This is a genomic window from Bacillus sp. NP157, assembly GCA_018889975.1.
GTDB lineage: Bacteria > Pseudomonadota > Gammaproteobacteria > Xanthomonadales > Rhodanobacteraceae > Luteibacter.
In genome coordinates, this window is record CP076546.1 from 2,747,043 (window position 1) to 2,771,095 (window position 24,053).

Sequence of the window (24,053 nt, forward strand, 5' to 3'; positions counted from 1 at the left end):
GCCTTACGTATCCCTGCGGATGCGATGCGTGCGCCGCCAGCCGAACACCAGGCCGACCAGGGTCACCAGCAGCGGGACGAGCACGATGTTGATGAACTTCAGGCGCAGGCCGAGCGCATCGATTTCGCCGTTGAGCTGGTGCTGCACGTCGCGCAACTCCTTGCCGATGGCGAGCTTGCGCTGCAGGTACTGCTCCACTTCCCTGCGCTGCTGCGCGGTCACCGCGTTCGGTGTCGTCGCACCCTTCGCAGGCTGCAACTCCGCCAGGCGCCGCTGGGTGTCGTAAAGCTCGTTCTCCAGCTCACGTTTCTTGACCAGGAACTTGCGGTCGGCCGCCGCCTGCAAGGCACGCACGCGGGTGAACGGCCGCTGCAGGTTGGCCCTTCCACGGATCGACAGGAGTGCCGCCGAGCCGCCGAGGTTGTCGACGATGTTGGCGATGAAGTCGCCGTTGTTCGCGAACGGGGTCATCTGCTGCTGGCCAAGCAACGGCTGCACGTCGATCCACAGGCGATCGGTGAGCAGGTCCGTATCCGCCACCAGGATCACCTCGCCCGGCGCCGCGGCGATATCCAGGTGCCCCTTGTCCTTGCGCTCGGGGAAGGCGGTGCGGAACGTATCGCGCAGGCGCGCCGCCAGCACATAGCGCTCGTGGCTGGGCTGGTAATTCTCCAGCAGCACGGAGGGGTCGCTGGCGGCATCGCGCACGCGCTGTGCCGAGACCACCGTGGCCTCGTCGGACGCCTGTACCAGCGGCAGCATTCGCGCCTTCGTTTCCGGTGCCAGCTCGAAGAAACCCGCCGTCGAGAAGTTGATGCGTTGGAGGCTCGCCGTCACCACGTCGTCGTGGTTCAGGTCCTGCGTCGTCGTACCGACCATCGCGGGATGCGGCACGCTGATGCCGTTGAGTTCGATGGTCAGCGACTGAGAACGATCAAGCACCACCTTCGTCGGGTCGAAGACGACGCCCCAGGTCTCGAACAGCCGGCGCAGGTCGGAATCATGGTCGTCCACGGTGCCGCTGGAATCGATCAACGGCGCGCTATCCATCTCGGCATCCGGGTCGACGAACACCACCAGGTGTCCACCGTGCAGCACGTACTGGTCGATCGCGTACTGGGCGTCCTCCGGCAACTTCTTCGGATGGACCACCAGCACCACGTCCATCGATGTGTCGATCCGGGTCAGGCTGGCCGGGTCGAGCGAGGTAACGTCGGCGAGCTGGTCAAGCTGGCGCATCACGGCCCAGGGCTGCTCGCCGATCACCATGTTGCCTTCCAGCGGCAACATGCTGAGCACGCCGATCTTCGGCTTGCGCGGTGCGCCCAGCTCATAGAGGAGCTTGGCGATGTCGTACTCGACGAACGCTTCGCGGGCCGGGTCGAAGAACGGGATCGCCTGCGCCACCGTGGGATCGGCTGCGCCGGTGGTACCGACCAGGCCGAAGAACACGCGTTCGCCGTTACTGCCGCCGCTGGCGGGGGTGAGGCCGTAGCTCTCGGCGGCGTCTTCGTCGTCGGAGTACGGCACCGGATCGATCACTCGCAGGCGGATGCGGCCATGCGCGCGGACGGCGATCTCGCGCAGCATTTCCTGCACGCGCTGCTCGTAGCTGCGTAGCTGCGGAAGGTCACGCGTGGCATGGTCGGAGAAATACAGCGTCAGCGTGAGCGGCTTGCCCAGGCCATCGACGATGTTTTCGGTGCCGGGCGTCAGCGTGTAGATGCGGTCTTCGGTGAGATCCATGCGTGCCGTGCGCAGCGACATCGAGCTGAGGCCGACGACGGCGAGGAACAGGACGGCGATGGCGGCGAGGCCGAGGCGAAGCACGGCGGCGCGCGACAACGAGAAGGAGGGCCGCTTCATCAGCGCGTCCTCTTCAGGTCGAGCACCACGACGCTGGCACCGAGCCACGCCACGATCATCGCGCCGAAGTAGATCAGGTCGCGCAGGTCGAGCACGCCGCGGGCGATGGCGTTGGCGTGGCGCACGATCGAAAGCTGGCCCATCGCCCCGATGAGCTTGGGTGGCACGGCATCCTGGAAGAAGTCCAGCACCTGCGGCTGGCCGATCAACAGCAGCGCGAAGCACAGCGCGGCGGTGAGGATGAAGGCGATGACCTGGCTGCGCGTCGCCGTCGACATGCAGGCACCGATGGCGATGAATGCGCCGGCCATCAGCCAGCTACCGATGTAGCCGGCCATGATCACGCCGTTGTCGGGGTCGCCCAGGTAGTTCACCGTGATCCACACCGGGAACGTGAGCACCAGGCAGATGCCGATGAAGCACCACGCGGCGAGGAACTTGCCCAGCACCGCCTGCGACACGCTGACCGGTAGAGAGAGCAGCAGTTCCAGGGTGCCGGATGCCCGCTCCTCGGCCCACATCGACATGGTCACGGCGGGCACGAGCACCAGGTAGAGCCAGGGATGCATGTCGAAGAACGGCTGCAGGTCGGCGAGCCCACGGTCGTAGAAGTCGCCGGTATAGAACGTCAGCACCCCGGCCAGGACCAGGAAGATGACCATGAACACGTAGGCGACTGGCGTCACGAAATACGCGCGCAGTTCGCGCCGGACGATGGCGGACACGGCGCTCATGGATTGGCTCCGCGCGGCTGGGTGGTGATCTGCCGGAACACTTCGTCGAGGCGCCCCTGTTCGAGTTGGATCTCGGTCACGCGCAGGTTCTGTTCGCGCAGCAAGGCCTGCACCTCGTCGAGGATCGGCTGGCCCGGCTTGGGAAACACGGTGACGCGGCCATCGAGCGGATCCACTTCGGTCATGGCGACGCCGGGGATGCGCGCGAGCATCTCGCGCGACACACCGCTGCCCTGCGCGCTGAATGAGACCGCGCCGTGGTAACGCGAGCGTGCTTCGAGCTCGGCCGGCGTGGCATCGGCCAGCAGCTTGCCGTTGGCGATGATCGCGACGCGGTTGCATAGCGCGTGCACTTCTTCGAGCAGGTGCGTGGAGATGAGGATCGTGCGCTCGCGCGCCATCGCATCGATCAGCATGCGCACGGAGTGTTTCTGGTTGGGGTCGAGGCCATCGGTGGGCTCGTCGAGCATGAGTACCGGCGGATCGTGCAGGATCGCCTGGGCGAGCCCGACCCGGCGACGCAGGCCCTTGGACAGGGTGCCGATGGGGGCGTCGAGCACTTCTTCGAGTTCGAGGCGGCTGACGACTTCGTCGAACCGGCGTCGTGCGATGTCGCGATCGAGGCCGCGTACGCGGACCATGAAGGTGAGGAATTCCCGCACGGTCATTTCGGCGTAGCTGGGTGCGCCTTCGGGCAGGTAGCCGAGTGCGCGCTTGGCGGCGAGGGGTTCGCGGCGGATGTCGTGGCCGCAGACGCGGGCGGTGCCGGCGGTGGGGGTGAGGAATCCGGCGATCATGCGCATGGCGGTGGATTTGCCGGCGCCATTGGGGCCGAGCAGGCCGAGCACCTGGCCCGGTTCCGCGCGGAGGCTGAGCGAATCGACCGCGATGAGCGGGCCGTAGCAGCGTGTGAGTCGTTCGGTCTCGATCATTGCCCCAATTAACGCACGCCAGCGCACGCCTGCCCACCCCGCGGTGGCCTGCCCTGCGCGGCGCTCGGGCGTGGTCGCAGGAGAAGCCTCGGCGGCTACCCCGCGGCGCTCGGGCGTGGTCGCAGGAAGAGCCCTCGGCGCCTACCCTCGCTGCTCAGACAGCGTTCTGGCGTGCGACAGGGAGGGGCTGCTCCGCAGCCCGTTTCCTTATGGGCCTACGGCCGCGCACCGGGTGCCGGGCGGAGGTTCTTGATTCGGCATCCTGCCTCAACAAGAACGGCCGGCCATCGTGGCCGGCCCCCTGCGGGCTTTTCCCGCCCGCCACCCTCGCCGCCACGAACTCGCCTCGAGGGTAGGCGCCGAGGGCTCTTCCTCAACGTTCCCGCATGCTGGGTTGGAGAGCCGAGGCACCGCGACGGCTCCTGTAGGAGCGCGCCTGCGCGCGAATTGGGATTGCCTAAGCACAGCAGATACCAGCGCCCAAGATCACCACGCCGATATGACTGGAAGGCGTTTGTACGGGTCTGCGAATCGAGTTCCATCATCTACGCACTGTCGGCCAATCGCGCGCAGGCGCGCTCCTACAACACCAGGTAGCGTCGGGTCAGGCCCCGGGCCGGTTTCCCGCATGTCGCGCGCGGGCTGCAAGAACAGGCCTCGGGGCCTACCCTCGAGGCGAGTTCCGCACAAGCGAGCGGCCGCAGGCCGATAAGTACATGGGCCGCGGCTGCGGCCAACCTTATCGAGCGCGGAGGACCTGTCTGAGCAGCGAGGGTAGGCCCCGAGGCCTGGTCCTGCGACCACGTACGAGCGCTGCGGCGAGCACGGCCAGCGACGCAGCAGGCAATAAAAAAGGCCGCGATTGCTCGCGGCCTTTTCGGTGCCTTGCGTCGCGGCAGGGCCGCGGCGGGGCTTACTGCGCGGCGGCCGTGCTGGCGGGGGCCGGAGCCGTGCCAGCCGGTGCCGGGGCGGTGCCCGCGGCGGCCGGGGCCGAGGACGAACCGGCCGGAGCCGCGTCGTCAAGGCCAGGCTGCTTCATGCCGGCTTCCTGCTCCGGGGTCTGCTCCGGGAGGTTGTCGCCCTGCAGCGGCAGGTAGATCTCGAACTTCTGCTCGTCGTAACCCTCGATGGTGCCGTGGTTATTCACCGGCGCCTTCGTCTGGATGTCATACGCGCGGAAGCTCACGTCGTCGTACTTGTAGCCATGCGTCTGCGAGTAGGCAGCGAGCATCTGGCGAGTCTGCGGCAGGCCTGCGCCGGTGCCGTTCCACTCGGCCTTCAGCGCCTTGCCACCGAAGGCGAGCACGGCCTTGACGTTGCCGTCGACGACAACGCGGCCCATCTTGTCCTTGCTACCCGGCGTAGCGGCATCGGCGGCAGCCGGTGCGGCGGCGGTCGAGGCTTCGGCCGGCGCGGCGGCGTCGAGCGCCGGACGCTGGGCGGCGGTCAGTTCGACATCCTGGCCGTTGATCTTCAGCGTGGTGGCGTCGATCTCGGCGGCCACGTCGAAGGTGTAGTTCTGGTCGCCCCAATTCGTGGTGAACGTGATGCGCGGGCTGACCACGTTCACGCCCAGCTTCTTGGCCGCCGCCTGGATCTCGGCCATGGCCTTGTCCGACGCGGTATCGACGTCGTCGAGGGTGCGCGGAGCCGTGGTGGAGACAAACAGGATCGGCTTGGCCGGCTGGTCGACCATCGACGGAACCATCTTGCTGTAGTCGATGTTGGGGATCGACGCCATCAGGTTCTGCAGGTTCGACAGGCTGAACTGGATCAGCGCGTCCGGATCGCCGTGGATGTAGAGGTTGCTGAAGCGATCGACCAGGTTGAAACCGTAGTCGACGTCATAGGCCCAGTTCACCTTCACGAGCTTCTGGCTGCGGCCAGTACGCTCGAGCTTGATCGTGAACTTCTTGTCGTGGCCGCGCCAGCTGTTGTCGAGGTTCCAGACAATCGTGCCCTTGCCGGCATCGCCGACCTGGGCAAAGCCCGGGTCGATGCTGGCGATTTCGAGGGAGCCGTCACCCACCTTCGGGTCGGAGGCCTTCCAGGAAATCTTGGCACCCGGTCCGTAAGCCTTGCCCGACAGGTCGAACTGGAGCTTGGGATCATAGGTACGAAGGACGCTGTAGTCCTGGAAACGACGGAAGTTGCTGAAGACGTCGTAAACCTGGCGCAAATCCTTGCTGATCAGCATTTCGCGCTCGACGTGTCCCGTCGAGGGCATGGCCACGCCAGCGATGACGCCGAGTACGGCGACGATGACAATGGCGACAATGAATTCTAACAGACGCGTCATTCCACGGTTCTCCGAACGTCTTTGAACAGGCAGCCCCCGGCTGTGGAGTCCGCGCGGCCGCCCCTGAATAATCGGCCGTTGGCAAGCGTCTGCCAGCGCCGAAAGAACCGATGGTAGCCGGTCGTGGCGCCGAGCGCCATTGGGTCCCCTGCCCTTTTTCGCAAGCTGGCACAAGTCGAAAAATTCCGGGTCCCGCCCGGCCGGTCAGGCTCGCCTCAGACGATCCCCAGCTCCAGCGCCTTCAGCACGGCACGGGTGCGGTCGCGGACGCCCAGCTTGGAAAGGATGTTGGAAACGTGGTTTTTCACCGTGCCCTCGGCCACGCGCAGGGAATTGGCGATTTCCTTATTGCTGTAGCCGCCCGACAAGAGGCGGAGGATCTCGGTTTCACGCTCGGTGAGCGGATCGGGCTGCTCCAGGCTGGAAAACTGGTTCTGGATCCGGCCCACGCCCGCCAGCAGGCGCTGGGTGACCATCGGCGCGACCAGCGAGCCGCCCGCCGCCACGGTCCGCACCGCTTCGACCAGCTGGTCGAGCGACACGTCCTTGAGCAGGTAGCCGCGGGCGCCAGCCTTCAGGCCGGAGAGCACCAACTGGTCGTCGTCGAAGGTGGTCAGGATGATGGTCGGCGGCAGCTCGTTCCTGCCGCCCAGGGCCTGCAGCACTTCCAGGCCGCTCATGTTCGGCATGCGCAGGTCCAGCAAGACCACGTCCGGGCGGATCTGGGGGATGGTCTGCACCGCCTGGGCACCATCGGCGCACTCGGCGATCACCCGGATATCCCCGGCGAGGTCCAGCAGGGAGCGGATGCCCTGGCGGACCAGGTTCTGATCATCTACAAGGCAAACGGAGATCATGAGGGGTCCTCGGATGGAACGGGGATGGTGGCATGGGTGGGCGGCAGGGGGCTATCCGTGCCCAGCACGGTCCGCGCCGGGGCATGGGCCAGGGCCTGTGCCTCGCCCAGCGGCAAGCGCGCGGCGAGCGCGAAACCGCCCTGCGGGTCGTTACGAAAGGTCACTGTGCCACCAAATTCGGCCAGCCGCTCGCGCATGCCGGTGAGGCCATTGCCCGGGCGGAAGGCGTCGGCACCGCTGCCGCGGCCGTCGTCGCGCGCGTCCAGGCAGAGTTCGTCGGGGCCGGTATGGCGGAAGGTGAGCCACAGGTGCCGCGCATTCGCGTGGCGCACCGTATTGGTAAGGATTTCCTGGACGCAGCGCAGCAGCATCTGTGCGCGGCGCGGATCTTCGACGCCGAAGCGCGGCGGAATGGAAAGGTGTACGGCGAGGCCTGGCACGCCCTCGGTCAGGCTGCGCAGGGCCTGGGTCAGGTCGATGGCGTCGTCCTGGCGCAGCTCGCTCACCACTTCGCGGACATCGGCCAGCAGCTGCTTGGCGGTGGTCTGCGCCTTGACCACGTGCTCGCGCGCCTTGTCGTTGGTGAGGTGGCTCGCCACCTCGAGGTTCAGCGTGAGCGCGGTCAGGTGATGGCCGACGAGATCGTGCAGGTCGCGGGCGATCCGCATCCGCTCGGCGATGCGGGTTGACTCGGCCAGCAGGGCGCGGGTCGCGCGCAGTTCGGAATTGAGCCGACGCAGCTCTTCGCGCTCGGAGGCCTGCTGGCTGGCCACCATCGAGGTGATGAACATCAGCGCGGAGAAGCCGAAGTAGAGGCAGGCCTGCATGATCGAGAGGATCAGGCCGAAGCCCGGCAGTTGCATGAGCACCGGTACCAGCGCCACATGCGCCACCACCATCCAGCCCATGCCGACCGGCAGGCTTACCAGCCACGGCACCACGGCGGCGACGATGACCAGCAGCAGCGCGGCAAGGCCGCTCTTGCTCAGCACGCCGATGGCCAGCGCCGTACCGGTGAGGATCACCAGCACCGTCACCCGGGTCGGGCCGTCCACCGGCGAGCCCAGGCTGCGGGTGAGCAGCCAGTAGACCAGGCCGAACACCAGGTAACAGCCGGTCCAGGCCAGCAGGGCCATGTCCGGGATCTGCCCCACCTGGCTACCCGCCCGCTGCAGGGACAGCGGCAGGCCTACGCACAGGAACACGAAGTACGTGGCGTAGCGCAGCAAGCGAACGTGGTTGAACTGGACTTTCGACATGAGGGGATCATACGGCGGCGCATGGTGCCGGTCGTAGGTTACCGATGGCAGGGGCGCCGCGCCTCGGGAACGCGCCGACTCACGGCGCCGCTCCCGTGCCATAATCCCGGCCGTAACCGGCCCCGGCGGCCACCCCTTACGGAGCAACAAATGGCCCTTGCCATCCGCGACGTGCGTGAGCACGACCTGGATGCCGTGCTGGCGCTCAATAATGAAGCGGGCACGGGTATCCTCGCCACGGACCGCGCTCGATTGCGCCATCTGTACGAGATCGCCCACTACTTCCGCGTCGCCGAGCAGGATGGACGCATCGTTGGCTTCCTGATCGCCATGCGCCAGGACGCCGACTACCTGAGCCCGAATTTCCGCTGGTTCCAGGCCCATTACGAGTCGTTCGTGTATATCGACCGCATCGTGATCGAACGCGATTACCGCGGGCATGGCCTGGGCCGGATTTTTTACTGTGACGTGCAAAGTTATGCCGAGGTACGCGTGCCGCTCCTGACCTGCGAAGTTTTCCTTGAACCCCGTAACGACCAGACCGTGCTGTTCCACGGCACCATGGGTTTCCAGGAAGTGGGCCAGCAGAAGATGGGCCACGAAGGTCCGAAGGTGAGCCTGCTCGCCCGCGAGCTTCCCAGTTTCCCGTTCGTGCGCGAGCGCTATCTCGAGCAGGACGGCCTGCCAGCCGTGGCGTGGCTCGCCGATCGCGTCCGCCCGGGCGATTCCGCCGGGGTGGCCGCATGAGCGCCCGCGCCGAGACGCTTGAAGCCGCCTGCGACCTGCGCTTTGGCCAGGTCGGCATCGCCTGCGTGCGGATCCGCCGCGTCGATGCGGCCGCGCTGGTCGAAGAGCTGGAGCGCCGCGTGCGTTCGGCACCGCAGATGTTCACCCGGGCCGCGGTGGTGCTGGATCTTTCGCACCTGCCGAAGCTGCCGGACGACGGCATGGTCGATGCCCTGCTCGAAGCCATCCGCAGCGCCGGCATGATGCCGGTGGGCATTGCCTACGGCACCAGCGAAACCGAAGAACTGGCCGAGCGGATGAACCTGCCGCTGATCGCCAAGTTCCGCGCCCAGTACGAGCCGGGCCAGGGCGATCCCGTGCCGCCGTCGGCGCCGGCACCGGCACGCTCCGCCCTCGCCGCGGCACCGGTCGCAGACACCGGCGCGACGATCACCGCGCAGCACCACACCGGCAGCGCCGTGCGCTCGGGCCAGCAGGTCTACGCCCGCGAACGCGACCTGGTCGTCGCGGCAGCGGTCGCCAATGGCGCGGAAGTCATCGCCGACGGCTCGATCCACGTGTACGGCAGCCTGCGCGGCCGCGCGATGGCCGGCGCACAGGGCGATGAGACGGCACGCATCTTCTGCTCCGACTTCCGCGCCGAACTGGTCGCGATCGCCGGGCATTACCGCGTGTTCGAAGACATGCCGAAAGAATTCGAGGGCCAGGCCGTGCAATGCTGGCTCGATAATGGAAAACTCATGATCGCGCGCCTCTGACGCCGGTCCCAACCTGTTTTTGCGGAGACATCACTTGACAGAAATCATCGTCGTCACCTCCGGCAAGGGCGGAGTCGGCAAGACCACCACCAGTGCCTCCCTCGCCACCGGCCTCGCCATCGAAGGGAAGAAGGTCGCGGTCATCGACTTCGACGTGGGCTTGCGCAACCTCGACCTGATCATGGGCTGCGAGCGGCGCGTGGTGTACGACTTCGTCAACGTCGTGCACGGCGAAGCCACGCTCAAGCAGGCGCTGATCAAGGACAAGCGCCACGAAAACCTGTTCGTGCTCGCCGCGTCGCAGACGCGCGACAAGGACGCCCTGACCCAGGAAGGCGTCGAGAAGGTGCTCGAAGAGCTGACCAAGGAGAACTTCGACTTCGTGGTCTGCGATTCGCCCGCCGGTATTGAGAAGGGTGCGCACCTGGCCATGTACTTCGCCGACCACGCCGTCGTCGTCGTCAACCCCGAGGTTTCCTCGGTGCGCGACTCCGATCGCATCCTCGGCCTGCTTTCCAGCAAGACCCGTCGCGCCGAAAAGGGCGAGGCGCCGATCAAGCAGCACCTGTTGCTCACCCGTTACAACCCGAACCGCGTCGAAGCCGGCGAAATGCTGAGCGTGAAAGACGTCGAGGACATCCTCGGCATCTCCGTCGTGGGCGTTATCCCGGAATCGGAGAACGTCCTCGCGGCCTCCAACGCCGGCGTGCCCGTCATCCTCGATGACAATTCCAACGCAGGCCAGGCTTACCGGGACACGGTCGCCCGCATCCTCGGCGCCGAACGTCCGCTGCGTTTCATCGAGCCGGTGAAGAAGGGCTTCCTCAAGCGCGTGTTCGGAGGCTAAGCATGGGTATCCTCGATTTCCTGAAGCGCAAGCCCGAGCCGAGTGCCGGCGTGGCCAAGGAACGCCTGCGCATCATCGTCGCCCAGGAGCGTTCGACCCGTGGCGGCCCCGACTACCTGCCGTTGCTGCGCAACGAACTGCTGGAAGTGATCCGCAAGTACGTGAACGTCGACGTCGAGGCCGTGAACATCAACCTCGAGCGTGACGCCGGCCACGAGGTGCTTGAACTCTCCGTCGCGCTGCCGGACGGCAAGCCCGCCTCGGCATGAGCCTGCCCGATCCCGCCGACGCGGTACTCCGCGTCGGCGACATCGGCTTCGACGAACCACGCACCCTGCTCGCCCGCCACGGCCTGGCGCTGGTTGCCGTCGCCGACGGCGAGCCCATCCCCGGCAGTTACTGGGGCGACACCGAAGCCGGCATCATTGGCACCACGGTCTACGCCCGAGCCGACACCCCGGTGCACTCGCTCCTCCACGAAGCCTGCCATCTCCTTGTCCTCCCCGAGGACAAGCGTGCGCTCGTGCACACGGACGCCACCGATTCCGTCGAGGAAGAAGATGCGACCTGCTACCTGCAGATCGTCTTGGCCGGGCACCTGCCATCGGTAGGCTCGGCGCGATTGATGGAAGACATGGACCGCTGGGGCTACACCTACCGCCTCGGTTCCACGCGTGCGTGGTTCGAACAGGATGCGCCGGAAGCGCGTGCGTTCCTGATGGCACGGGCGCTGCCGGTCAGCTGATCGCTCGGGCGTCGTCGCAGGACAGCCCTCGGCGCCTACCCTCGCTGCTCAGACAGCGTTCTGGCGTGCGACAGGGAGGGGCTGCTCCGCAGCCCATCTTCTTATTGGCCTACGGCCGCGCACCGGGTGCCGGGCGGAGGTTCTTGATTCGGCATCCTGCCTCAACAAGAACGGCCGGCCATCGTGGCCGGCCCCCTTACGGGCTTCTTCCGCCCAGCCCCCTCGCCGCCACGAACTCGCCTCGAGGGTAGGCACCGAGGGCTGTCTTCATCCGTGTCGCGAACTGGATTGGACAGCACGGCAATGGCACCCATGGCGCCACGCCAGCTCTTGTAGGAGCACGCCTGCGCGCGAACCCTCAGCATGGCATCAGGCGAATGAGGCCAGGCGCTGATGCACGCCAGCGGTTCACCCGACGACATCGTGGTTCGTGGGTCATGGAAGCGAGGAAGCCAACGTACGTCTTCGACGTGGTTCGAAGGCCTTCGGCGAGGCGATGACTCACGTTCCTGCATCACCGCGCTGTTGGCTGTTCGCGCGCAGGCGCGCTCCTACACGAGCCGCCGGCCGGTGCCGCGGCTGTCCAAACCAGCTCGCGGCAAGGATGAGGAGAGCCCTCGGTGCCTACCCTCGAGGCGAGTTCCGCACAAGCGAGCGGCCGTAGGCTAATCAAATACATGGGCCGCGGCTGCGGCCAACCTTATCGAGCGCGGAGGACCTGTCTGAGCAGCGAGGGTAGGCACCGAGGGCTCTTCTGCGGCCAGGTTCGAGCGCTGCGCAGACGCGGGTTGAGACGACGATGTGTGGCCAATCGCGCGCAGGCGCGCTCCTACATGGGTTCGTTGCGTTCGACCTGGCTGGGGACATCGGTGGTGGCGGCCGCCATGCTGCGGGCGAGGCGGCGGCGCTCGATGCTGCCGTACCAGATCCACGCCAGCAGGCCCAGGCCGCATAGCGACGACGCGCCCAGGGCCAGGTGCAGCATGCTGTCCGACAACGCCGGCGACAACACACCTGCGATGAACGCCGTCGTGATCAGGCTACCGAACGCCTGCACCGACGACACCCCGCCACGCTGGTTCGGAAAACGATCCAGCAACAGGATGGTCAGCGTCGGGAAAGCCAGCTGCACGCCACAACCGTAAAGCGCCAGCGGCAAGGTCGACCACGGCACCCGCGGCGCATCCAGGCCCACGGCAAACCCCAGGCTCAACGCGCAACTCAGTAGCATCGCCGCGTAACCCCAGCCGACCGTCCGCGCTGCGCTTACCCGCCCCGCCACGCGACCGGAGATAAATGCACCGGTGACCATGCCGGTCACCGTCGGAACGAAAAGCCACGGAAACCCATCCGCACCCAGGTGCAGCACGTCGCGGATCAGGTGCGGCGCCGACGCGATGTACAGGAACAAGCCGGCGAAGTTCACCGAGCTGGAAATGGCCAGCGGCCAGAACGGCAGGTCGCGCGCGATGTCGAGATACCCGCGCAGCAAAGGACGCGGCCGGAACACCGTGCGCTTTTCAAGCGGATGCGACTCGACCAGGAAGCGCACGATCGCCGCTACCAGCAGCACCGTGAATGCCGTAAGCGCCCAGAAGATCCCGCGCCAGCCATCGATGCCCAGCAGCCATGCGCCGACGATCGGGGCGATGGCCGGGGCGATGCCGAAGATCATCATCACCTTCGACATCATCCGCTGCGCATCCTGCCCGTGCAGGGTGTCGCGCACGATCGCGCGGCCCACCACGATGCCGGCACCGCCCGAAAGCCCCTGGACCACGCGGCAGCCGAGCAGGAAGCCAAAGCCCGGCGCCAGCGCGGCACCCATCGAGGCCAGCGCATAGATACCCATGGCCACCACGATGACCGGCTTGCGGCCGTAGGCATCGGAAATGGCGCCATGGAAAAGGCTCATCACCGCATACGCCAGCAGGTACACGCTGAGCAACTGCTGCAAGGCCACTTCGCCTACGCCGAACTCCCGACCGATGTCGGGGAAGCCCGGGAAGATGGCATCGATGGAGAACGGCCCGATCATGCTCAGGGCCGCAAGCAACAGGGGGAGGTGGCGCCGCGGGTCGCGGGTCGCGGAGGTCATGGACCTTCAATCTGTACCGATGGGAAGCTTCGAGTATAGCTGGAAGTCCCGGCCACCCTGCTTACATAATCGGGGCGCAGGGGAGTCGGAGTAAGGGCAGAAGACGTGCAGCGCTACGCCGCGCGGGGCGGCGAGAGGGTCACCTGGAACCTCACCCATGAGCCACGACATCGCTTCGTTGAAGGCACGCGCACAGGGCCTGCTCGCACAGGCCGGCATCACGATCAACGGGCACCGGCCCGTCGACATATCGGTGCTCGACGAGCGCACCTACCCCCGCGTTTTCGCGCACGGCTCGCTCGGCCTCGGCGAATCCTTCATGGACGGCTGGTGGGACTGCCCCGACCTGCCCGGCTTCATGGCCCGCGTCCTCGCTTCCCACGTCGACGAATCGCTACGCTCGCTGGATACGTTGCTCGCCCACTTCCGCGCGCGTTTCCTCAACATGCAGCGCGGCGAGCATGCGTGGGACGTGGGTCGCCAGCATTACGACCTGGGCAACGACCTGTTCGAAGCGATGCTCGGCAAGCGTATGGTCTACTCCTGCGGCTACTGGGCCAACGCGTGGAACCTCGACGACGCGCAGGAAGCCAAGCTCGACCTCATCTGCCGGAAGCTTGGGCTCACCCCCGGCCAGCGGATCCTCGACATCGGCTGTGGCTGGGGCGAGGCGTTGAAGTTCGCCGCCGAGCGCTACGGGGTCAGCGGGGTGGGCGTCACGATCTCGAAGGAGCAGGCGGAATATGCCCGCGAACTTTGCCGCGGCCTGCCCATCGAGATCCGCCTGCAGGATTACCGCGAGCTCGACGAGCGCTTCGATGCTGTCCTATCCGTCGGCATGTTCGAACACGTGGGCGGCAAGAACTACCGCACGTGGTTCGAGGTGGCGCGGCGCTGCGTCCGCCCCGACGGCCTCGTCCTGCTGCACAGCATCGGCAGCAATGGCGGCCCGGGCCGGCCGGACCCATGGATCGACAAATACATCTTCCCCAACTCGATGATCCCGGCGATGGCACAGGTGGCCGAGGCGCTGGAAGACCTGTTCGTGGTGGAGGACTGGCATAACTTCGGTCCCGACTACGACCGCACGCTGATGGCCTGGCTGGCCAACTTCGAAAGCGCGTGGCCGCAGTTGTCCGCGCGCTACGACGAACGCTTCCGGCGGATGTGGCGTTATTACCTGGGCTGCTCGGCCGGCATTTTCCGCAGCCGGCGCGACCAGCTGTGGCAGCTCACCCTGTCGCCGCACGGCGTCGCCGGTGGCCTTCGCGTGCCGCGCTAGACAAAACGACGACCTCCCGGCCCGTACGGTCCGGGCATGACTGCCTCGCGCGACGCCATCGTCGAGACCGACGTCCCCGCCCGACTCGACCGCCTGGGCTGGGGTCGGTTCCATACGCTGGTGGTCGTGGCGCTCGGCATCACCTGGGTGCTCGATGGCCTCGAGGTCACCATCACCGGCTCGATCGCGGGTGCGCTCAAGTCCAGCCCGGTCCTGCACCTGACCGATATGCAGGTGGGCCTCGCCGGCAGCCTGTACCTGGTTGGCGCCGTGCTCGGGGCGCTGTTCTTCGGCTGGCTGACCGACCGCCTCGGCCGCAAGAAGCTGTTCACCCTGACCCTGGGGCTCTACCTCACCGCCACGGCGCTCACGGCGTTGTCGCCGAACTTCGCCGTCTTCGTACTGTGCCGCATGCTCACCGGCGCCGGCATCGGCGGCGAATACGCCGCGATCAATTCCGCCATCCAGGAGCTCATCCCCGCGCGCTACCGCGGGCACACCGACCTGGTCATCAACGGCAGCTTCTGGCTGGGTGCCGCCGTGGGCGCACTTGCCGCCGTCGGCTTGCTCGACACCGGCTGGTTCCCGGCGGAACTGGGCTGGCGGCTCAGCTTCGGCATCGGTGCCGTGCTCGGCCTGGGCATCCTGCTGCTGCGCCGATGGATCCCGGAAAGCCCGCGCTGGCTGATGCTGCACGGCCGGATCGCGGAAGCCGAGGCGGTGGTGGCGACGATCGAGCAGCGCCTGGGCGTGCCGCCGCCGGACACACCCCTGCCGCGGCTGCGCCTGCGCCCGCACGCACTCAGCCTCGGCGACGTCGGCCGTACGCTGTTCCGCGATTATCCGAAGCGGACCGTGCTCGGCCTGGTATTGATGGCGACGCAGGCGTTTTTCTATAACGCGATCTTCTTCACCTACGCGCTCGTGCTCGGCCGCTTCTACGGCGTGGCCGATGCCAGCGTCGGCCTCTACCTGCTGCCCTTCGCCGCGGGCAATTTCCTCGGACCGCTCCTGCTCGGGCGCCTCTTCGACACGGTCGGCCGGCGGCCGATGATCACCTTCACCTACGCCCTGTCCGGCCTGCTTCTCTTCGCCACCGCATGGCTGTTCGTCCACGGCGTGCTCGACGCGCGCTCGCAGACGATCGCGTGGAGCGTCGTGTTCTTCTTCGCCTCGGCCGCCGCCAGCTCGGCCTATCTCACGGTGAGCGAAAGCTTCCCGCTCGAATTGCGGGCACTGGCGATCGCGTTGTTCTACGCGTTCGGCACCGCACTCGGCGGCGTGGCTGGCCCATGGCTATTTGGCACGCTGATCGGCACCGGTGGCCGCGACGCAATCGGCTGGGGCTACGCGCTCGGCGCTGCCCTGATGCTGGTCGGTGCCGCTGCCGCATGGCTGTTCGGCGTGGCTGCCGAGCGCCGTTCGCTGGAGGACATCGCGGCCCCGCTCGGCCACGTCGACGGGGCCAGCCCGTAACGATCAGGCCAATGACGACGGCAGGGCAGGCGCAGGCGCGGGCCCGAAACGTTTACGCAGCATCCCACCCACCGCGTGCAAGGCAGGCCGCGGGTCGTCCATGCGGAACACGTGCAGATCGGCGCGCATCCACTGCGCCAGCATCGTCGCGATCGATGCATCACCGCGACCGCCAGGGCGACGCATGCTGGCAAGGTCATGGTAAAGGTCGACGCATAGCCGGCCCACCGGATAGTCACGCGCGGCCCGCGGCACGGGTAGGCCCTGCGCATCGCGCCATGCCATGTCGCAGACGTTGACGCCCTGGCGCGCGGCGAATTCCACGTATGTCCACGCACGCGTGTTCACTTCGAGGATGCGGTACTGGCCGTCGCGTGGGTCACGCTTGAACTCGGCGCTGAAGATGCCGCGGTAATCCACGCCGTCGAGCACGCGGCGCACGCTGCGCACCGCTTCCGGCACGCTATCCAGTGGGATGGCGCGCGAGCACGAACTGTTGCCGAAATCGGCGGGCGACATCCGCATGCGCCGTCGCGCGAACAATCCGGGATAGCCACCGCCGGCATCGCGGAAACCATCGACGAAGAAGTGCTCGGTCGCCGGGCCCGGCACGTACTCTTGCGCCATCACCGAGAAACCCTGCGCATGGAACCGCGCCCACGTATCGCGTAGCGCCTCGGGCGAGGCGACCCACACGCCCTTGGCGCCGACCACGTCGCTGAAACGCTGGGAATTCACCGGTTTGATGAACACCCGATCGAGTTGCTGCATCGGCACCGCCGCGACGTCGGCCAGCGTCGCCAGCCGGTAGGTGCGCGGGTGCGGGATGTGCGCAGCCGCCACATAACCGGCGAACACGGACTTGTCCTGCAACAGCGCCTGCGCCGTGCGCGTGGACGTGCTGGCGAGGAAACGGTCGCCAAGGTCGCTGTGCGGCAAGCCGGCCAGCCACAGCGCCGCGTCGTCGGCGCCGGGGATGATCACCGCCCGTTCCAGCGGCATCGCACGCAACGCATCCAGTGCCTGCGCGCCAGGCCGGCCATCCCAGGGCGTGCCGGGGGTGGGCCGATACCAGCGTGAGTATGCGGCGATGTCGTCGGCCGGACAGGCGACGTAGGCCGGTATGCCAGCGATCGCCAGGCTGCGCAGGATACCTATCGCAGTGGGGCCACGCCCCATCACGATGGCCGGCAAGCGGCCCGCTTCAACGCTGTCCATGGAGACCCCTGCCAGAGGGAGCCGCCCCACTGGCGGCTCTTGCACGCCCATGGGACCCCGCCGCGCCGCGCAGCGATAGCCAGCCGGATGGCCTATGCGTTTCGCCGTCCCGGCGTGCCTATCCGGTCATGCCAGGCGAAAGGATCGGGAAAGCTCAGGCGCCTTCGAAACCGCGCTGCTCGGCCAGGGCGGCGTCGATCGCGGCATCCATCGAGAGGGCGTTCGCGCGGTGTGCCGCGCTGTCGAGCATGTCGAGCACGCCGGCCACGTTGTGGCCGGGACCCGCCGCGACCGGCACGGCCGCTTCCACGGGCGCATGCATCGCCTCGGCGCTCATGGCCGTCGCGTAGGTCACGATTTTCACGGGCCGCCCATCGGCATCGAAGATAGGGTTGTACGTGGCCTGGATCCAGACGGCGCATTCGCCCTTGCCAAGGCGACGGTAGAGGCCGGCATCGTGCAGGCCCGAGCGCAGCCGGCGCCAGAAGCCGATGTAGGCATCCGAGCGGCTTTCGGCTTCGTCGACGAAGATGCTGTGGTGCTTGCCGAGCAGTTCGTCCAGCCGATACCCCATCACCTGGAGGAACGCCGGGTTGGCGGCGAGGATCATGCCGTCGACCGAGAATTCCACGACGGCCTGGACCTCGTCGGTACCATGCTGGCGGCTGGCGACGCCTGCGGCACGGCGGCGCTCGGCGGTGACGTCGGCGCCGTAGACGGCGACCGACGCCAGCTTGCCGCGCGCCATGCGCGGCACGTAGACCGCATGCAGCCACCCTTCGTGGCCCGGGCTGGTGACGTGGACCAGGTCGGCCACCTCTTCTCCCCGCCCCAGCGCACGCCACAGATGCTCGCCGTCGTCGACCTGGAAGATCGCGTTGAACGGCTGGCCGACCACGGCGTTGGCCTGGCCGCCCAGCACTGAGAGGAACGCCTCGTTGGCCGAGCGCAACGTCCCGTCGGCGGCCAGTTCCACGACGGCAAGGCGCCGTCCCAGCGCCGCCAGCGTCGACTGCGCCTGGCGGGCATCGCGCCCACCCCAACTGAACATGCCCATCGACGCACCCGCCCTGTCTTCGTATCGAGCTAGCTTATCGGCACGGGGCCCACCGGTCTTTAGCCGGGGCATCCCGGGATGCCGGGGCGGCCGCCCGCGTCACGACTTTTTCTGCGCGGCGCGGCTAAACTAACGCCTCGCAAATGTTTCGCAGTCAGGGGATCCAGGCCGTGCAGGCACGCAATTTCGAAGTATCCGTGGTCCACCCGAACGGCAAGGCCGCCATCGAGATCGTCTTCAACGAAAAGATCCACGGGCTGTCCGGCGACACCCTGTGGCTGTCGCTGGAGGAAGGGGTAGGCATCGACGACGCGGAAGCCCTGCGCGCCCTGCTGGAGCGCGTCGGCCACCGCCTGACCGTGACTAACGTACGCTCCTGACGCGTACCGACGGGGTATCCACCACGGCCACCTGCAGCGGTACCAGGCGGGGCGCCAGCTGGTGGTTCACCCCGTGCAGCTTGCCGCATCCCAGGCAGGGCTTGACCCGGCCAAGTCCGCCGCGGCGCATCCGCGCCGGCGCAAGCAGGCACCCGCAGACGTAACACGACGCCAGCGCGCCACGCTCCCACAGGCGCACCCGCAGCGCCTGCATGCCGGTGATGGCGAGGCCCGCGGAAACGCCCGCGGCAAGGAGCCAGCCGGGCAGGTTCGAGTAGAGGGAAAGGGTACCCAGTTCGCCCGGGACTTCCTGGACGGCCTTCATCGCGGCCGCGGCCAGCGCGCCGACGCCCATGGCCAGGAGGCCCGGCGTGAACATGCGACGATACATGCGACCTGCGTAAGACATGACGTTCCCCCTCCCCTGGCCGGCGCACCCGGCAAGGGAAGGTTGTCCGGCGGCGGGTCTACCCGCCGTGAACGGAAAACGGGTAACCGTTTCCGGAGCGAGGCTCAGAAGGTCATGTTGAGCGAAAGCCGCCCGCCGTGGTCGGATGCCCTGCCCGCGAACTGCCCGGTGTAGCTGGCATCGAGGCGCAGCGTCGGCGCCAGTCGCACGACCATGCCGGCCTCCAGGATGCCGGCGCTGCGCGCAAGCGGCGCTCCGGATACCGTGAACGCGGGCCCGCCTTCGGCGAGCCGCATGCGTGCCTGCGGGGTGGTGTCGCCCCAGGCGCGTTGCCACGCCACGGTCGCCTGCAGGCTATACATGCCGCCGTCGTCGATGCCGGAACCCAGGTGGGCACCGAGCCGGCCGGTGGTGGCCCTGGCATCGTCGCTACCCACGACCAGCGCGCCCAGCCCGCCGCGCTCGGTCGCCCTGTCGCCGTCCCAGTGGACCATGGCCGCCTGCACGAACGGTTCGGCGCTGAAGTACTGCCCCGACGCCGGTGCGTAACCTAGCTCGACGAAGCCCTGGGTGGTGTTGGCATCGCGGCTCGCATAAGTGCGTGCGGAATCCGCGCCGAGGTCGACGTCCCGACGGGTGTCGATGCCGTGGTGTGCCTGCACCACGCCGCCCGAGAGGCGCACGCGGTCCATCCGCAGGTCACCGTACAGGCCGAAGTGGTTGCTGCGGACATCCGCCGAGCCACCGGCGCCGCGTTCGTGCACGTGCTCCTGCGCATGTCCCAACAAGGCGCCGACGCGACCGTCGTCACCGACGGCCAGGTCCGCGCCGAGCAGGACGCCGCTGCCGCTGGCGTCGACCTTCGCGGCATTGGCATTACCGTCGTAGTCGGCTTCGCGGCCGAGCACGCTGAGCCAGGTCGATACATGGCCGTCATCGGCCCGCCCGCTTCCCGGCAGGTCGCCATCGAGCAGGTGGCGGTTCACCGCATCGCGTACCTGGCGCTGGCTATCCATCACCACGCCCTTCGCCGCGGCATGCACTTCGCCCGACAGCGAGTTGAAAGCGCTGCGCGCCGCGACCGCATCCAGGGTGACGAGGCGATCGTAGACGGCGTGGCCCGCGCCCAGCGCGCCGGCGGCCACGGCCACGGCCCGCTGGTTCGGCGTGGCGGCCGCCTCTTCGAGGGCGGCGGCATTGCGTTGCAGGATGAAGCTGATGCTGCCGGTATCGCTGTAAGCCACCAGCAGGTTGAGGAAGGCGAAGTTGCCGTTGATCGAGGCGAAGGTGCCGGTAACGCCGCCGGCAGCGGTGAGCACGTCGTACTTCTGCCCGGCGACCCATGCGGCGGCCTGCGCATCGACGACGAGGCGCGCGCCCTGGGCGATGCTGACATGGCCACCCACGGCGAGCCGGCTGGCACTGCTGTCGGTGCCGCTGATCATCAGCGTGCTGTCGCTGGCGAAATCGACGTTGCCCTTCACGGTCAGCGTGCCCGGCAACGCGTATGCCATCTGGAATCCGGGGACGATGTAACCGTGCGTCGCCACGTTGCCGAGCACCGTGCCCGCACCGGAAAGACGGGCACCGGCCGCCACCTGGACATCGCCGCCGAGCGCGCCCGTCGGGCCACTGCCGGGCGTAAAGCTGCCGACTTCCAGTCCACCGGCCTGCACCTGGGTCACGCCGGTGAAGCCGCTCTGCCCGTCGAAACCGAGGATGCCGTTGCCGGTTTTCACGAACAGGCCCGAGCCCGAGGTGGCGCCCAGGGTGTTGCGGTTGAAGGCCTGGTCAAACACCACGGTTGCGTCGTCGTGGATGTCGCCCTCGATCGTCAGGGCGTCCCCGCGCACCGTGCCCGCGCTTACCGTCAGCGGACCGTGCCATCCCTGCTGGCCGACGATCGCCAGCGTGCCGTCGCCGCCCTTGGCCAGCGGCAAACCCGTGCCGGTGACGTTGTCGGTGTCCAGCGTGAAGGTGTTCGATGGATCGCTGACATCGATGCCGCCACCCGGTCCTGGCTGGCCGTCCAGGGTGAAGAAGATATGGCGCCGCGTGCCCTGGTAGGTCGTCCCATCCACGCGCAACGCGCCGCCGTTGACCAGGTACAGGTCGGTGCCCGCTTGCCCAAGGGCGGCATCGTCGGCGACGGCCAGCGTACCGCCGGTCACCATCGTCGGCCCGGTGTACGTATTCGCCGCGGTGAGCACGAGGGTGCCCTCGTCCGCCTTGACCAGGCTGCCATAGCCCTGCAACTGGCTTTCGATCGTGGCGGTCATCGATCGCCCCGCGGCACTACCGTCGCCCACGCGGATCGTCGTGCTCCCCGGTCCAGCGAGGTCGAACATCAACGGATCACCCTTGACCACGTAGCCGTCGCTCGCGAACTGCATGCCCTGGGTGATGATGCCGGCGTACTGCGAGGCATCGACGGTGACCGTCCCCGGCGCACCGGCGAAGATGGCGAAGCCCGGGTTGGGTGACATGCCGAGCGTGACGGTGCCCTGGGCATCCGTCCAGGTCGGCGATATGTTGGTCCACGTACCCGACCCGCCGCCGTGGACGGCGCCGTGGGCAAGTCCGTTCGCGTTCCAGAACTGCAGCGTCAAGCCCTGGGTGTCGTAGAGGTCCATGCGTTTGTTGGCAAGGTCGGTCGCCAGCCACATCTGCGTGCCGGCCGGCTGCGCGGCCAGGTAGAGCTGGCCCGCCGATTCGTCGAGCTGGCCGCCCCAGGAGAGGATGCGGTAAAGGCCGGCGCCCATGTTGCCGGCGTTGGTTACCGAGAGCGCGACGTCGCCTTCGAAGCGGACGTCGCCGTCCACCTGCACCGCATCGGCGTGCCCCGGCGTGGCGAAGTTCGCGCCAGGCGCGCCGACGTCGAGCTGCAGCTGGCTCTGGTCCTGCATCAGCAACGAGCCGACGCGTAGCGTGCCGATGCCGTCGCCTGGGGCGAGATTGCCGAACGATTCGACGCTGACCGCGCCCGCGATGCGGCCACTGCCGCCCAGCGTCGCATATGCTCCCACCGATACCGGGCCGTCCTGCAGCGCCGTACCATGCGCCGCGTCGCCCACCAGCAACGTGCCACGCGCCACGCGCACGCCAAGCTCATTGCTACCGTGTCCATCCAACACTAGCGTGCCCTTGCCCGACTGCGTCACGCGGCCCGAGCCCGAGATGTCGCCCGCGAAGACGGTGCGATCGCTGCGATTGAAAAACACGCTGCCGTCGGACCACAGGTTGCCCGACATCGAGCCGTGCGTGCCGCCATCGCCGATGGTGAGCTGGCTGTCGTGGACCTCGGTGGTGAGCGACACGACATCGCCGAGCACGGTGTAACCCCATGCGGCGAAATCGCCGCGGCCCCACAGGCCGAGGAACGAGGTAGTGGTGATCGTGCCCAGGCGCGTCGCCACGGGCGCGGCGGCGTAGGACACGATGTCACCCTTGAGGTTCACCGTGCCGCCCACGCTGTTCGACTGCAGGGCGTACTCGGTGGATCCCGGGGCAAGGTTGATCGTGCTGGCACCGGCGTCGATCGTGAGGTCGCCGCCCACCGTCACGCCGCTCACCAGATCCATGCCCACGCCCGCGCCGGCCGTGACCGAAAGATCGCCGTTGACGACGAGGTTGCTGCCCAGGGTGACAAGGTCGGCCGATGTCGCCGTGACGTTGCGCGCGGTCAGCTGGCCGAGGGTGATGGCGGCCGTCGAGGCAACCGACAGGTCACGCACGCGTCCACCGATGTTTCCGAACACGTTGCCGGCCGCCGTCGCATCCACGTCGTGGTCGGCGCTGTCGAGGAACAGGCGTCCACTGAGCACGACGTTGCCGAGGTGGCTGTCCTGCGCATTGTTGAGGAAGAAGTCGCCCGCGCTGAGGTGGTCGAAGCTGCCGATATGGTTGTTGCCGCCACTGAAGCCCAGCGGACCCTGCACGTCGCCCGTCACCGTGTTGGCGACGACCCCACCGGGTCCGAAGAAGGCACCCGCCACGTCGGTCGCGTGCAACGACAGGCGGTCGGCGTTGATCGCGCCCTGTGCCTGGATCGACTGGCCGGCGAGGCTGATGTCGCCGCTCGTGGACAGTGACCCGGCGCTGCCCGTATTGACCGAGCGATCGGACGACAGGGCGATGTTGCCGACGGCGGCAAGCGGTGCCTGGACCCACAACACGTCGTGCGCGGCGAAGCTTGCGTCCGCCGCGGCATTCACGCTGCCCTTCACCCATAGGGCGCCGCCGCTGCGGATGTCGAGCGTGCCGCCCGCGGCGGATAGCGTCGATCCGGCGATCTGCGAATCCGCGTTGGATGCGTCGTGCGTGCCGTCCGCCAGCAGGTGCGGCGTGACGCTGTCGACCACGTCGAGGGTCGAGAGGGGGCCTCCCGCGGTGACGTGGAGCGTGCCGGCAAGCGCGGGCGTGGCCGCGCTGACGTCGACACGGCCGGCCACTTCCAGGTAGGCGTCGCTTTGCAGCCACACATCGCCACCCTGTGCCGCTCCCGTGGCGTGCACGTCGATGGCGGCGTCGGGCGCGATGCCAAGGCCCTGGCCGGCATGCAGGCGCAGCGTGCCGCCGGGCGCGCCGTAGCTGCCACCCAGCAGGATCGCCTGGCTGTTTTCGAGAGTGACGTCGCCACTTCCTTGCCAGGTGCCGTCGAGCAGCGATGCCTGGCCGCTGAGGTCGTGGTGCACGCTGGTGCCGCCCGCCGGGACGTTGAACACCACGCTGCCACCCGGGCCGATCGAGAACGAGGTCCAGTCCACCTCGGCGGCAGCGTCCGGCTGGTTCATGACCAGGCTGTCGCCATCGAAAACGAAGGTGGGGTTGCCGGTCGAGGCGACGGGGCCGGTGGGTAGCGCGGCGGTGGCGAGGGCGCTGGCCGGCAAGGCGATGGCGACGGCGATGGCGGCGGCAAGCGCGCGCCGCGCGCAAAGGCGCGTGGTCGAACGGTTCATCCTGGTTGTCCCCTGTCCGTCATCCGTGGCGGGGCGATCCGCGCCTCCCTGACGGTTCCGGCGCCGACGTTACACCCGGCAGCGGGGCGTTGTCATCGCCCCGCTGGGTGAGGCTTTGTCGTGCCCCCGCT

At 67.8% G+C, this 24,053-nt stretch carries 19 protein-coding genes; 8 read left to right on the top strand and 11 right to left on the bottom strand.

Features of this window, described 5'->3' with window-relative positions:
- Window positions 1–3 precede the first annotated feature (3 nt).
- The 6 genes from KPL74_12705 to KPL74_12730 all read right to left on the bottom strand — a co-directional run bounded on the left by KPL74_12705 (window position 4) and on the right by KPL74_12730 (window position 7,947).
- On the bottom strand, window positions 4–1,866 hold the full coding sequence (locus KPL74_12705) for a Gldg family protein (protein ID QWT18599.1): 1,863 nt from the start codon (window positions 1,864–1,866) through the stop codon (window positions 4–6).
- Complete coding sequence (locus KPL74_12710; protein ID QWT18600.1) at window positions 1,866–2,600, bottom strand: ABC transporter permease subunit; 735 nt, start codon at window positions 2,598–2,600, stop codon at window positions 1,866–1,868. The genes KPL74_12705 and KPL74_12710 overlap by 1 nt, the downstream gene beginning before the upstream one ends.
- A complete protein-coding gene (locus tag KPL74_12715) occupies window positions 2,597–3,532 on the bottom strand; it encodes an ABC transporter ATP-binding protein (GenBank protein ID QWT18601.1) in 936 nt (311 codons plus the stop codon). The genes KPL74_12710 and KPL74_12715 overlap by 4 nt, the downstream gene beginning before the upstream one ends.
- Before the next feature lie 913 nt (window positions 3,533–4,445).
- On the bottom strand, window positions 4,446–5,831 hold the full coding sequence (locus tag KPL74_12720) for a hypothetical protein (GenBank protein QWT18602.1): 1,386 nt from the start codon (window positions 5,829–5,831) through the stop codon (window positions 4,446–4,448).
- Window positions 5,832–6,046: 215 nt separating this feature from the next.
- Window positions 6,047–6,688 carry a response regulator transcription factor gene (locus tag KPL74_12725; protein QWT18603.1) on the bottom strand — a complete coding sequence of 214 codons (642 nt, stop codon included), beginning with the start codon at window positions 6,686–6,688 and terminating at the stop codon, window positions 6,047–6,049.
- Entirely contained in the window at window positions 6,685–7,947 is a 1,263-nt protein-coding gene (locus tag KPL74_12730; protein QWT18604.1) for a sensor histidine kinase, read from the bottom strand. Before KPL74_12730 ends, KPL74_12725 begins: the two co-directional genes overlap by 4 nt.
- 150 nt (window positions 7,948–8,097) lie before the next feature.
- On the opposite strand from KPL74_12730, the gene KPL74_12735 reads away from it, so the two are divergent.
- The 5 genes from KPL74_12735 to KPL74_12755 are packed head-to-tail and all read left to right on the top strand — an operon-like array spanning window position 8,098 to window position 11,044.
- Window positions 8,098–8,694: a GNAT family N-acetyltransferase gene (locus KPL74_12735; protein QWT18605.1), complete on the top strand. Its 597-nt coding sequence runs from the start codon at window positions 8,098–8,100 to the stop codon at window positions 8,692–8,694.
- A complete protein-coding gene (gene minC / locus KPL74_12740) occupies window positions 8,691–9,452 on the top strand; it encodes a septum site-determining protein MinC (GenBank protein ID QWT18606.1) in 762 nt (253 codons plus the stop codon). Before KPL74_12735 ends, minC begins: the two co-directional genes overlap by 4 nt.
- A gap of 34 nt (window positions 9,453–9,486) precedes the next feature.
- Window positions 9,487–10,299, top strand: coding sequence for a septum site-determining protein MinD (minD, locus tag KPL74_12745; GenBank protein ID QWT18607.1), 813 nt, complete (start codon window positions 9,487–9,489; stop codon window positions 10,297–10,299).
- 2 nt (window positions 10,300–10,301) lie between these two features.
- Entirely contained in the window at window positions 10,302–10,568 is a 267-nt protein-coding gene (gene minE / locus KPL74_12750) for a cell division topological specificity factor MinE (GenBank protein QWT18608.1), read from the top strand.
- Window positions 10,565–11,044, top strand: a complete 480-nt coding sequence (locus tag KPL74_12755) for a hypothetical protein (protein QWT18609.1) — start codon at window positions 10,565–10,567, stop codon at window positions 11,042–11,044. The genes minE and KPL74_12755 overlap by 4 nt, the downstream gene beginning before the upstream one ends.
- 829 nt (window positions 11,045–11,873) lie before the next feature.
- Here the strand turns inward: KPL74_12755 and KPL74_12760 are convergent.
- Window positions 11,874–13,142 (bottom strand): multidrug effflux MFS transporter, encoded by a 1,269-nt coding sequence (locus KPL74_12760; GenBank protein ID QWT18610.1) that lies wholly within the window; start codon window positions 13,140–13,142, stop codon window positions 11,874–11,876.
- A gap of 157 nt (window positions 13,143–13,299) precedes the next feature.
- Here KPL74_12760 and cfa point away from each other — a divergent pair, with 157 nt between their 5' ends.
- Window positions 13,300–14,424 carry a cyclopropane fatty acyl phospholipid synthase gene (gene cfa, locus KPL74_12765; GenBank protein ID QWT18611.1) on the top strand — a complete coding sequence of 375 codons (1,125 nt, stop codon included), beginning with the start codon at window positions 13,300–13,302 and terminating at the stop codon, window positions 14,422–14,424.
- Window positions 14,425–14,460: 36 nt separating this feature from the next.
- On the top strand, window positions 14,461–15,900 hold the full coding sequence (locus KPL74_12770) for an MFS transporter (protein ID QWT18612.1): 1,440 nt from the start codon (window positions 14,461–14,463) through the stop codon (window positions 15,898–15,900).
- A 3-nt stretch (window positions 15,901–15,903) separates the two neighbouring features.
- Here the strand turns inward: KPL74_12770 and KPL74_12775 are convergent, their stop codons facing one another.
- Both KPL74_12775 and KPL74_12780 read right to left on the bottom strand, forming a co-directional pair.
- Entirely contained in the window at window positions 15,904–17,118 is a 1,215-nt protein-coding gene (locus KPL74_12775; GenBank protein QWT18613.1) for a hypothetical protein, read from the bottom strand.
- Between the two features lie 154 nt (window positions 17,119–17,272).
- Complete coding sequence (locus tag KPL74_12780; protein ID QWT18614.1) at window positions 17,273–18,175, bottom strand: PAS domain-containing protein; 903 nt, start codon at window positions 18,173–18,175, stop codon at window positions 17,273–17,275.
- Between the two features lie 143 nt (window positions 18,176–18,318).
- On the opposite strand from KPL74_12780, the gene KPL74_12785 reads away from it, so the two are divergent.
- Window positions 18,319–18,555 (top strand): hypothetical protein, encoded by a 237-nt coding sequence (locus KPL74_12785; GenBank protein ID QWT18615.1) that lies wholly within the window; start codon window positions 18,319–18,321, stop codon window positions 18,553–18,555.
- Here KPL74_12785 and KPL74_12790 read toward each other — a convergent pair.
- Both KPL74_12790 and KPL74_12795 read right to left on the bottom strand, forming a co-directional pair.
- Window positions 18,539–18,964, bottom strand: coding sequence for a hypothetical protein (locus KPL74_12790; GenBank protein ID QWT18616.1), 426 nt, complete (start codon window positions 18,962–18,964; stop codon window positions 18,539–18,541). The genes KPL74_12785 and KPL74_12790 overlap by 17 nt on opposite strands.
- A 104-nt stretch (window positions 18,965–19,068) precedes the next feature.
- Entirely contained in the window at window positions 19,069–23,922 is a 4,854-nt protein-coding gene (locus KPL74_12795) for an autotransporter domain-containing protein (protein ID QWT18617.1), read from the bottom strand.
- Window positions 23,923–24,053: the final 131 nt, after the last annotated feature.